Below are 11,382 nucleotides of genomic sequence, written 5' to 3'. Positions count from 1 at the left end.
GTGGAGATGTGGTGGTAGCGCACCGCGTGGCGGCGCACGGCCTCGAGCAGCGTGTAGGTGCCGATGACGTTCGTCTGCACGAACGGCCAGGGGTTGGACAGCGAGTTGTCGTTGTGGCTCTCCGCGGCGAAGTGCACGACGGCATCCGTGTCCGCGACGAGGCGCTCGACGAGCTCGGCGTCCGTGATGTCCCCGCGCACGAAGGTGATGCGGTCCGCGACGGGGGCGAGGGAGGCCTCGTCCCCGGCGTAGGTCAGGGCGTCCAGGACGGTCACTGCCCAGTCGGGTCGCTCGCGGACGACATGGTGCACGAAGTTGGCACCGATGAATCCGGCACCGCCGGTGACGAGCAGACGCACAGTGACCTCCAGGCCGCAGGGGTGGACGCGTCAGCCTACCGAGACCAGGTGTGGTCCCACGATGTGGCACCGGTCGCCCGTCACCGGGGTCGCCGGAGGGAACGTTCTCTGACGAATCGGACATGCGAGGCAGATGTTCTTGACCTGCGGTAACACACCCCTGACACTGCCCAGAGGCCCCCGCTCTCGATGTCAGGAACTTCTCATGATCGTCCGTTTGGCACTCAGCGTGGTGCTCGCTCTTCTCGGTGTCGGCAGCGGCGGTCTGCCCACGGTGGTGGACGCTCCTTCCGGTGCGACCCTCGGGTCGTCCACGGCGAGCGTCGTCCCGGCTCAGGACGCCGGGGACGCCGTGGCCGACGAGGTCGAGGTGACCCAGGTCGAGGTCGTCGTCGCGCCGCTGGACGAGGACGGTGAGGTCGCGCCCACCGAGGAGCTGCAGGCCGCCGACGCCGACCCGGGTGCGCTCGCGGCGGACGAGCCCGTGGGCGACGGACGGGTCGCGAGCGAGGTGCTCGAGACGGACGGCTTCCAGACGCTCGGGGTCACCTGGCCGGCAGAGACGGACCCGACGGGCCTCGACCCGCAGGTGCGGACCCGGGCGGTGGACGGGACCTGGTCGCAGTGGCAGGCCCTGGAGATCGGCGACAGCGCTCCTGACGCGGGCTCGGCCGACGCCGCGGCCGCGGGTGCCCGTGGCGGGACGGACTCCCTGTGGGTCGGCGAGGCGGACGCCGTCCAGGTCTCCTTCTCCGCGGTGACCGAGGTCGGCCCCGAGGGCCTCGACCTCACGCTCGTCGACGCTCCCGCGACGACGAGCACGGCCGGCGCCGTCGAGGGCGCGGCCTGGTCGGGCGAGCTGACGACGACCGGGGCTGCCTTCGTGCAGACCTCCACCGCCGAGGCGCCGACGGTGATCTCCCGGTCCGAGTGGGGGGCGCGGGCGCAGGCCTGCACCCCGAACGTCGCCACCGCCCTGGTCGGCGCCGTCGTCCACCACACGGCGGGATCGAACTCCTACTCCACGGTGGCCCAGGCGCAGCAGCAGATCCGCGGCGACCAGGCGTATCACATCGACGGACGCGGCTGGTGCGACATCGGCTACAACTTCATCGTCGACAAGTGGGGAAACATCTACGAGGGGCGGGCCAACAGCCTCACCAAGGCCGTGGTCGGGGTGCACGCCGGTGGGTTCAACACCGGGACCCTCGGGGTCTCCATGCTGGGGACCTACGACTACGCTCCCTCGGCTGCCACGCAGCGCTCCGTCGCCCAGATCATCGGCTGGCGCCTCGGTGCCTACGGGGTCAACCCCGAGGGCACGATGAGGTTCACGACACTCGGCGGCCAGAACTCGAGCGTCCCGGCGAACACCACGGTGACCCTCCCGCGGGTGATCGGGCACCGCGACGTGGCCTACACGGCCTGCCCGGGCAACGGGGGCTATGCGGCCCTTCCCGCGATCCGGTCGATGGCGTCGTCGTTCAGCTTCGACCAGCGGTTCACCCAGTCCAACGCCGTCGTCAAGGCCATGTACGAGGACCTGCTGGGCCGCGCCCCGGACTCCGGTGGCCTCCAGTCGTGGAGCGCGATGCTCGCCGGCGGCGCGGACGGCGCCGCGCTGGTCAGGGCGTTGACCAGCAGCGAGGAGTACATCCGCCTGTCGATCACCCGGGCGTACCAGGAGGTGCTCGGCCGGGCCCCCGAGAGCTCAGGCATGGCGTACTGGTACGAGCGGATCACGAGCGGAACGGCGACGGTGGACGACGTCAAGCGCCGCTTCTACGACAGCGACGAGTACTTCAACCGATCGGGCGGGACCCCTGAGGGGTACACCGATCTGCTCTACCGCACGATGTTCGAGCGCTCGGCGAGCGCGAAGGAGGCGACCTACTGGTCGGGTCGGATCACCGCGATCGGTCGGAGCGCGGTCGTCGACGCCATCTGGTTCTCCACGGAGGCCGCCCAGTACCGCGCAGGGGGGTACTACCGGACGTTCCTGGACCGTGAGCCGGACGCCACCGGTCTGCGCTTCTGGGCGAAGGTGCTGCTCGACGAGGGTGAGGGTGCCGTCCGGATCGGCATCGCGGGTTCGGACGAGTACCGCGCCCTGGCGCTCAAGCAGTACGGGACGTCGGCGACCTGAGGTCGGCCGCGCGGGCCGGGGCGCCCGGTCCGCGCGGGCTCAGGCGGAGGCGGGGGCGAGCGTCGCCCCGAGGTGGACGACCCCGACCTCCGAGCCGTTCGCGGCCACGCGCACCGACGTGCCCTCCACGAGCCGGTGCAGCTCGGCCCCGGTGCTGTCGGCCACGGCCCCGTGGACCGTGTAGGAGCCCTCGCCCACGCAGAACCGAGCGATGCTGAAGTCGAAGGCCGCCTGACCCGTCACGGCGGGCAGGGAGACCCCGAGAAGGCGGCTGTTGGTCCCGTAGATCGTCTGCCCGGAGGAGGTCTCGAGGCCGAAGCCGACGATCCACCCCTCGAGCCGGTCCCGGCTGGAGACGTGCACGCGCACCGTGAGCGGTGCGTCGGCCTCGACGGCGGTGGTCACGGTGCCCTGGGCGTCCAGGATCTCGACCCGTTCCACCACCGCATGCGGGCGCTCGGCCGCGACGGGAACGGATGCCCGCTCCCGCTCGAGGTCGTCCTGGCGGGTCTGCTCGAAGCCCTTGCGGAGCACCTGGAGAGCGTCGCGGGGTGGTCCGTCCGCCACGACCGATCCGTGCTCGAGGACGACGGCCCGGTCGCAGATCTCGGCGACCTGGTCCAGGGCGTGGGTGACCAGGACGATCGTGCGACCTTCCTGCTGGAAGCCGCGGATCCGGTCCATGCACTTGCGCTGGAAGGGCTCGTCGCCCACGGCCAGCACCTCGTCCACCAGGAGGATGTCGGGGTCGACGTGCACCGCGACCGCGAAGGCCAGGCGGACGTACATGCCGGACGAGTAGAACTTGACCTGGGTGTCGATGAACTGCTCGATCCCGGAGAAGTCGACGATCGCGTCGAAGTACTGGTCGGTCTGGCTGCGGGAGAGCCCGAGGATCGAGGCGTTGAGGTAGACGTTCTCGCGGCCGGTCAGGTCGGGGTGGAAGCCGGCGCCCAGCTCGAGCAGGGCGGCGAGCCGGCCGCGGAGCTGGACGGAACCGCTCGTCGGCTGGAGGATCCCGCTGATCATCTTGAGCAGGGTCGACTTGCCCGAGCCGTTGGGGCCGATCAGCCCGACGGTCGTCCCGGACTCGATCGTGAGGTCGACGTCGCGCAGGGCCCAGAAGTCGTCCTTGTGCAGGTTGGAGCGGCCGAAGTTGACCAGTCTCTCCTTGAGCGACTTCTCCTTGCGGATGACGAAGCGCTTGGAGATGTCGTTGATCTCGATGACGGGAGTGGGCATCACAGCTCCTGGGCGAAGTTGCTCTGGAGTCGAGCGAAGATGCGCTGGCTGACCCACAGCAGCAGCATCGAGATCCCCAGCGTGACGAGCAGACGGATGGTGAGCGAGTCCGGGGTGGCCTCTCCGTCGCCCCCGACCCAGAAGACCCGCTGGAAGGCGACGACCACGAGCGTCATGGGGTTCATCAGGTACAGAGTGTCGAGCAGGGAGCCCTCGAGACGGGTGTGCACCAGACCCCAGGAGTACACGATCGGTGAGCCCCAGAAGAGGATCATGATGACGATCTCGACGAGGTACTGCACGTCCCTGAGGTAGACGTTCACGGCGGAGAGCAGCAGGGCCAGGGCGCTCGCGAAGACGATGAGCACGGCGAGGGCGAGCGGCAGGTAGAGCCACCGCTGGCCCAGGGGGAAGGCGCCGGAGACGACAGTGGCCGTGACCAGGATGCCGAGCTGGATCGTGAAGTTGAACAGCGAGGAGCCCAGGACGCTCAGCGGGAAGACCTCCCGCGGGACGTACACCTTCTTGATCAGGCCGGCGTTGGCGACGATCGAGCCGGTGCCCCCCAGGATGATGTCGCTGAAGAGCTGCCAGGCGGTCAGCCCGGTGAAGATGAAGATCGCGAACTCGGGGATGCCGCCCTCGCGTCCGGGCACCCGCTCGGCGCCGAGGAACTTGCCGATGGCGACGTAGTAGACCAGGAGCAGGGCGAGCGGCTTGGCGAGGCTCCAGAAGAACCCGAGGATGCTGTCCTTGTACCTGGCCTTGATCTCCCGGCGGACCAGCAGGTCGAGCAGCTCGCGGTGGGCCCAGATGTCCCGGACGGACTGGATCGTCCCGCGCAGGAACCCGGCTCGTGGGCCCGCCGGACGCAGCTCGAGAGATGCCAGGTGCGCACTCCTGGACTCGTGATCGTGACTCATGCGCTCCCTGTCTCCGAGGGATCTCGCTGACCCCACGTCGTCGCTGCCCACACACAGTACCCGGGTACCTCTCGCGCCTGCGCATCCCGGGTCCCGGGCATGGTCCAATGGCAGGTACCGTCCGAGACCCGGGAGAAGTCATGCGCCCCCTGCGCCGACGCAGCACCGTCCACCTCGCCGCACGGGCCCTCGTCGCAGGGCTCGTGGCACTGGCCCTGGCGGCGGTACCCGTCGCGGCCGGCGCCGCGACGCCGACGCCCACGGCCGCGCTCCCGACGGCGACGAGCTCGGGGGAGATCTCCTTCGTCGGTCACGGCTGGGGTCATGGCAGGGGCATGAGCCAGTTCGGGGCGCTCGGCTACGCCGTGGACCACGGGTGGTCCGCCACGCAGATCCTCACGCACTTCTACGGTGGGACGAGGGTCGCGACCGATGCGGGCAACCCCACCATCTCGGTCGAGCTGACCCGGCTCACGGGGGTCGACACCATCGTCCAGGGGCCGGGCCTGACGGTGAACGGCACCTCGCTCGGATCGGGGTACGGCTACGCCCTCGTGCGCTCGACGGGCTCGGGCTCGCTCCAGCTCTACACCGGTACCAGCTGCGCAGGACCGTGGACGACGTCGGGTGGCACCTTGGCCTCCGGCGTCGTGCTGGCGACCGCCGGGGCGGGGGAGGGGAGCGACACGCTGCTGCGCACCTGCGAGTCGGGGATCTCCTACGGCTACCGCGGGGTGCTCAAGGTCGTCCTGGCCAACTCGACCGTGTACACGCACAACGTCCTGCCGATCGAGTCCTACCTGCGCGGGGTGCTCCCCAAGGAGGTCTCCGGGTCGTGGGGCCCGCTCGGCAACGGGCGCGGGCGCCAGGCGCTCCAGGCCCAGGCGGTCGCGGCCAGGAGCTACGCCCTCGCGTCCTCGCCGCGCTCCTCGGGGGCGTCGGTCTGCGACACCACCGCCTGCCAGGTCTACTCCGGGGCGTTCTCGAGCAAGGCCGACGGCGCGAGCGCGACGCTCACGCGGATCGAGCAGGCGGAGACCGATCTCGCGGTGAGCGTCACGGCGGGAACGGTCATGCGCTTCACGAGCACGGGAGCGATCGCCCGCACGGAGTTCAGCTCCTCCAGCGGAGGGTGGACCGCCGGCGGGACCTTCCCCGCCGTGGTGGACGACGGTGACGACTACTCCGGGAACCCGAACCACGACTGGAGCGCGACCTTCACCGAGGCGCAGGTGGCCGCCCGGCTGGGGATCTCCGGGGTCCGCTCGGTCTCCGTCACCGGGCGCAACGGTCTCGGGGACCTGGGAGGACGGGTCACCTCGGTCACGGTCGTCGACGGATCCGGGGCCTCGCACACGTACACGGGGGCGGCGTTCCGCACGGCCATGGGGACCAGCACCTTCAAGAGCGACTGGTTCGCCGTCTCCTCCGTCGCGAGGGCCGAGGCCGAGGCGATCGTCACGGCGCTGTACCAGGACCTGCTCGGACGCAACCCGGAGGCGGCCGGCCTCGCCGACTGGAGCACCCAGCTCATGGCGGGCACGAGCCAGACCGCCCTGGTCGCCTCGTTGACCTCGAGCATGGAGTACATCCGGCTGCGGATCACCCAGGCCTACCGGGACGTGCTGGGCCGTGCCCCGGAGGCAGCGGGCATGAGCTACTGGGTCGGCGAGATCCTCGCCGGGCGCGCGACGGTCGACGACGTCCAGCGTCGCTTCTACGACAGCCAGGAGTTCTTCAACCGATCGGGCGGCACGGCGACCGGCTACGTCGACCTGCTGTACCGCACGATGTTCGAGCGGTCGGCGAGCGCGAAGGAGGCCGCGTACTGGTCCGGACGGATCGGCGTGGTCGGGCGCAGCCAGGTCGTGGACGGGATCTGGTTCTCGATGGAGGCGGCGCTGTACCGCGCCGGCGGGTACTACCGCGTGTTCCTCCAGCGGGAGGCCGAGTGGACCGGGCGCCAGTACTGGGCGACGATCCTGCTCCGTGACGGTGAGGGAGCCGTGCGCATCGGCATCGCCGGGAGCGTCGAGTACGCCCAGCTCGCGGTCAAGCGCGCCGGCTGACGACGCCGGGCGGCCGACCCCGGTCCTGTGCCGCCGGTCCCCTGACGGCGACCCTAGCCGGCGTGGAAGGAGTCCCAGAGCCGTTCCGCGTAGTCGGCCCAGCTCGTCGGAGGCCGGCGTCGCGCCTCGTGCACGAGGTGGTCCACCAGGGCGTCGTCGACGAGCAGTCGCGCGAAGGCCTCCACGACGGCCTCGTCGTCCCGCGGGTCGACCAGGAGCGCACCGCCGTGCTCGGCGATCTCGGCCATGCTGCCGTAGCCGGAGGTCAGGGCAGGGGTCCCTGCCGAGAGCGACTCGGCGACGGGCAGCCCGAAGCCCTCGTTGATCGACGGGAAGACGGTGAAGCGAGCCAGCCGGTAGGCGGCCCAGAGCAGGCCGTCGGGCATCCGGCTGATGCTCTCGACGGCTCGTCCTGCTCCGCGGAGCGCCTCCAGGCGCGCGGTGAACTCCTCGCTGCCCCAGGAGTTCCCGCCGACGAACGACAGGCTGAAGCGGTGGCCCCTGCGCCACAGGATCTCGGCGGCGTGCAGGACGGCGAGGTGGTTCTTGCGGGGCTCGTGGCTCCCCACGACGAGGACCAGCGGCATCCCCGGGACGAGGAGCCGTGCCGCCGCCTCCGCCAGGTCGTCCGGCGTCGGTTCCGGGGCGTGACCGGGAAGGGGCACCTCGACGATCTGCGGACCGGGGAGCCCCGTGCCCGCGAGCATGCGGGACCAGCCGGAGTACTCGGTCGCCGCGGCGGCGGAGATCGCACCGACGACGTCGAAGTGCGCGACGGCGGCGAGGTTGAGCGCGAAGCCGTTGGCGAAGCCGGCGGCCGAGGTCTCGGCGCTGGTCACCGGGACGAGGTCGAAGCCGATCACGGCCGTGCGGTTCTCGCTGTGCGTGGCGAGCGACTGCAGCGCGGCACATCGCCGGGCGTCGACGGTCAGCTCCGGGAGGAGGTAGGTGCAGCGCCACGGGACGATGACGGTCTCGTGCTCGGCCGAGCGGCGCTCGCGGGTCGCGGCGTCGTGCGGGACGGTCCCGTCGAGCGCGTCGCGCTGCTCCTCGGGGCTCAACGCCCGCAGGGCGTCGCCGGCGGCGGTCCAGCCGACGAGGGTCGCCTCGTGGTGCGCGACCCACTGGGTCGTCACCTGACGGGCCACCCGTTGGATCCCGGTGCCCAGCGGGTTCGTGACGAGCTCGCCCAGGTCGATGATCGTGGTGTCGGCGACGATGCGGACCCGCCGTCGCGCCGTGGAGCGGGAGATCTGGCGGGCGGCTCTCAGCAGGATCGCCTCGGGGCCCTCGAGCTGCGCCGCGCGGTCGGTGTCGACGACCTCTGCCACCGTCGGCAGCTCGGCACGCAGCACGGCGAGCGCGAGCCAGACCGTCGAGCGGGGAGCGTCGGTCAGCGCCACCACGGCCGCGCGGACGAGCGCAGGGAGGTCGGCCGTCGCCCCCGGGTCGCGGTCGATCGCGCTGAGCAGCAGGCGTAGGCGAGCGTCGAGGTCGACCCGGGTGACCCTTGTGGTGCGCAGGAGGCTCGCCACGACGGAGGTCCGGTGGCTCAGGGGCATGGTCGAGGCTCCTTCATCAGCACGTCCCAGAGCTCGGTGGCGTACTGCTTCCACGTGCGCAACGGCCGGGCGATCGCCTCCTGCCGGAGCCGATCGAGCTCGACCGGGTCGGTCAGCAGGCGACGCATCGCCGAGGTGACGGCCGCGTCGTCACGGGGGTCGACGGCGAGACACCCGCCGCCCTCCGCGATCTCGCCCTGGGAGCCGTAGTCGGAGGTGATGACCGGGGTCCCGCAGGCGAGGGACTCCGAGACGGGCAGCCCGAAGCCCTCGTGCAGCGAGACGAAGACGGTGAAGCTCGCCTCGCGGATGCTCGACCAGAGCACCTCCTCGGGGACCGACCCGAGCCGACGCACGGGACGTCCTGCACGTTCCAGCGCGGCGAGCTGCGCATCGACGGCCGTGGTCGACCAGCCGGGCCCGCCGATGAGGTCGAGGCTGAAGTCCAGGCCCTCCCGCCAGAGCAGCTCCGCCGCGTGCAGCAGCGCGCCCTGGTTCTTGTGCGGCTCGAAGCGGCCGACCGAGAGCACGCGGGGAGTGGCCGGTGCGGTGCGGACCCAGCCCGCAGGTGCGGGTGGCACCTCGGAGGGCAGGCGGACCTCGCTGACCACCGGGCCCGTCAGGCCCTGGCCGGGAAGCGTGGCCGCGAAGCCCGCGAACTCGTCCGTCGCCGAGCGGCTGATCCCCGCGACGGCCGTGGAGTGCTTGACGACCGTGAGGTACGCGGCGAAGGCCGAGGGCTCGCCCTCGGGGCGGAGGTCGGCGCTCACCAGGGGGATCGCGTCGTACCCGATGGCGACCAGCCGGTTGCCGGAGAACTCGGCGAGGGCCGCGAGCTGAGGGCAGCGGCTCTCGATCGGGACCTCGGCCAGTACGACGGTCGTGCGCCACGGCACGAGGAGATCGAACTCGGTGAACGGCTCGTCGTCGGCCTCCTGCCGGCGCTCGTCGAGCAGCGGTTCCGCCCAGTGCCGCGCCCTGGCCTCCTCCAGGGGGGACATCGAGCGCAGCGCCCCACCGCTGTCGGTCCACGCGGCGGTGGTGATCTCGTGCTCGGCCCCCCAGCAGCGGATCGTCTCGCGGGCCACACGCTGGATCCCGTTGTGGAAGTCCGAGCGGGAGCAGAGGTCGAGGTCGACCACGACGTCGCCGACCACCCGCATGGGGCGGTCGGCGGTGCGGTGCGTCAGCGCGAGGTGACGGGCGCGGTCCAGCACGGCGAGGGCCGTCTCGGTTCCGTCGTCGAGGCGGGCGGCGCGACGAACGGCCCGGACGTCGTCGGCCTGGGGGTAGCAGCCCGCGACGGCGGTGAGGAGCAACCACGCGAGCGAGACGTCCTGGGAGGAGCGCAGGCGGTCCACCAGGTCCTGGAGGCCGGAGGACGCCGCCTCGGCGAGGCCCGTGCCCTCGGGAGGGTGCCCGGTCACGGCTGTGGCGGCGGCGACGATGCGCTGAGCGGTGGCGTCGGCGATCGCCTCCGCGTCCTCGCTGTCGGACGGCGGCAGGGGGCGGCCCTTCACCGTGCCGACAACCGTCGCACGGCCCGCAGGGGCGCGGTGACCCGCCAGGAGAGCGTCCGACGCGTCTGCTCCAGCTCGGCCTCCAGTGCGGCATAGGCGGCGGAGTGGTGGGCGACGTTCTCGGACGCGACAGCGGCGGCCCATCGGGTGAGCGCTGCCGTCCGCCACCGGACGACGTCGTCCGAGAGCGCGGTGATCGTCTCGCGTCGCGTGCGATCCACATCGGTGTCGTACACGTCGTGCGGGCAGGCCGGGTAGGACAGCTGCGGGGCGAGGTCGGCGTGCTCCTGCGCGACGTAGAAACGGGAGAGACCGTCGAAGAAGCAGAACTGGTACCCGGCGGCCACGACGGCGGGCTCCCAGTCCTGGTGGCTCGGGGTCGAGCTCAGCGGGACGGTCGCCTCGACGACCAGGACCCACGGGCGCCAGCGGTGCAGGTCGATGCTGTCGAGGACGCTCGCCTCGGCGCCCTCGACGTCGACGGTCAGGAAGTGGATCGGGTCCTGCGGGGACCAGCCGGCCTCGTCGAGGATCGCGTCCAGCCGGAGCGCGGGGACCTGGACCTCCTCGACGTCCCAGCCGGCGGAGACGTGGGCGTCGCGGACGCTGTCGTCCAGGGTCGAGAGCCCGCTCTCGCCGAAGAGGTGGAACGTCACATGCGATGCGTCGTCGCTCGTCGCCACCGCCTCGACCTGATGGTCACGCGGACGCTCGTGCCGGTGCATCTCGGCGAGCACGGGGACCGGCTCGACGGTGATCCCCGACCAGCCCTGCTCGTAGAAGCCGCGCGAGATCGAGTAGGTCCGCGGGTGGTTGGCGCCGACGTCGACGTACCGACCCGACGTCACGCCTGCCAGCGCCCGGCGCAGCACGACGTCCTCCCGGTTCTGGGAGTAGGACATGAACACGGCGCTCGTCACGCCGTCGAGCATAGATGGTGGCTCCGGGTGCGACCTGGGGGGAGGCACTATGCTCAGTCGCAGTCCAGTCCCTCCTCACGAAGTCGAGACCATGACGCGCGCACTCATCACCGGCATCACCGGCCAGGACGGTCTGTACCTCTCCGAGCTCCTGCTGTCCAAGGGCTACGAGGTCTACGGCCTGATCCGTGGGCAGAACAACCCCAAGCTCGAGCTCGTGCAGCGCACGGTGCCCGGCGTGAAGCTGCTCACCGGAGACCTCACGGACCTCTCGAGCCTGCTGCGCGCGCTGGAGATCGCCCAGCCCGACGAGGTCTACAACCTCGGCGCCATCTCGTTCGTCGCGTACTCCTGGGAGAACGCGATGCTGACCTCCGACGTGACCGGCAAGGGTGTGCTGAACATCCTCGAGGCCGTCCGCCTGTACTCCCACGACGAGCCCGGCAAGGTCCGCTTCTACCAGGCCTCCTCCTCGGAGATGTTCGGCAAGGTCCAGGAGGTCCCGCAGCGCGAGTCCACGCTGCTGTGGCCCCGCTCGCCCTACGGCGTGGCGAAGGTCTTCGGCCACTACATGACCATCAACTACCGCGAGTCGTACGGGATGCACGCCTCCTCGGGGATCCTGTTCAACCACGAGTCCC

At 71.2% G+C, this 11,382-nt stretch carries 9 protein-coding genes; 3 read left to right on the top strand and 6 right to left on the bottom strand.

The annotated features are described in order from the left end of the window. Positions 1 to 359: GDP-mannose 4,6-dehydratase (locus ABWK99_RS08570; protein WP_372594281.1), on the bottom strand; the 359-nt coding region annotated here is incomplete at its 3' end. A gap of 205 nt (positions 360 to 564) precedes the next feature. Between ABWK99_RS08570 and ABWK99_RS08565 the strand changes: the two genes are divergently transcribed. Beyond that, positions 565 to 2,505 (top strand): DUF4214 domain-containing protein, encoded by a 1,941-nt coding sequence (locus ABWK99_RS08565; protein WP_372594280.1) that lies wholly within the window; start codon positions 565 to 567, stop codon positions 2,503 to 2,505. 39 nt (positions 2,506 to 2,544) lie between these two features. Here ABWK99_RS08565 and ABWK99_RS08560 read toward each other — a convergent pair whose 3' ends face one another. Both ABWK99_RS08560 and ABWK99_RS08555 read right to left on the bottom strand, forming a co-directional pair. After that, entirely contained in the window at positions 2,545 to 3,747 is a 1,203-nt protein-coding gene (locus ABWK99_RS08560) for an ABC transporter ATP-binding protein (RefSeq protein ID WP_372594279.1), read from the bottom strand. Continuing rightward, positions 3,747 to 4,670, bottom strand: a complete 924-nt coding sequence (locus tag ABWK99_RS08555; protein WP_372594278.1) for an ABC transporter permease — start codon at positions 4,668 to 4,670, stop codon at positions 3,747 to 3,749. Before ABWK99_RS08555 ends, ABWK99_RS08560 begins: the two co-directional genes overlap by 1 nt. A gap of 140 nt (positions 4,671 to 4,810) precedes the next feature. Here ABWK99_RS08555 and ABWK99_RS08550 point away from each other — a divergent pair, with 140 nt between their 5' ends. Further along, positions 4,811 to 6,739, top strand: coding sequence for a DUF4214 domain-containing protein (locus ABWK99_RS08550; RefSeq protein WP_372594277.1), 1,929 nt, complete (start codon positions 4,811 to 4,813; stop codon positions 6,737 to 6,739). A 53-nt stretch (positions 6,740 to 6,792) separates the two neighbouring features. Here the strand turns inward: ABWK99_RS08550 and ABWK99_RS08545 are convergent, their stop codons facing one another. The 3 genes from ABWK99_RS08545 to ABWK99_RS08535 are packed head-to-tail and all read right to left on the bottom strand — an operon-like array spanning position 6,793 to position 10,741. Beyond that, complete coding sequence (locus tag ABWK99_RS08545) at positions 6,793 to 8,301, bottom strand: glycosyltransferase (RefSeq protein ID WP_372594276.1); 1,509 nt, start codon at positions 8,299 to 8,301, stop codon at positions 6,793 to 6,795. Further along, positions 8,292 to 9,821, bottom strand: coding sequence for a glycosyltransferase family 4 protein (locus tag ABWK99_RS08540; protein ID WP_372594275.1), 1,530 nt, complete (start codon positions 9,819 to 9,821; stop codon positions 8,292 to 8,294). Before ABWK99_RS08540 ends, ABWK99_RS08545 begins: the two co-directional genes overlap by 10 nt. After that, entirely contained in the window at positions 9,818 to 10,741 is a 924-nt protein-coding gene (locus ABWK99_RS08535; protein ID WP_372594274.1) for an FkbM family methyltransferase, read from the bottom strand. Before ABWK99_RS08535 ends, ABWK99_RS08540 begins: the two co-directional genes overlap by 4 nt. A gap of 91 nt (positions 10,742 to 10,832) precedes the next feature. Between ABWK99_RS08535 and ABWK99_RS08530 the strand changes: the two genes are divergently transcribed. After that, the coding region (locus tag ABWK99_RS08530; protein WP_372594273.1) for a GDP-mannose 4,6-dehydratase at positions 10,833 to 11,382 on the top strand (550 nt) is incomplete at its 3' end.

It is taken from the genome of Actinotalea sp. (genome assembly GCF_041597215.1).
Taxonomy (GTDB): Bacteria; Actinomycetota; Actinomycetes; order Actinomycetales; family Cellulomonadaceae; genus Actinotalea.
The sequence above is the reverse complement of the archived record's forward strand: the minus strand, read 5'-3'. Positions and strand labels throughout refer to the sequence as shown.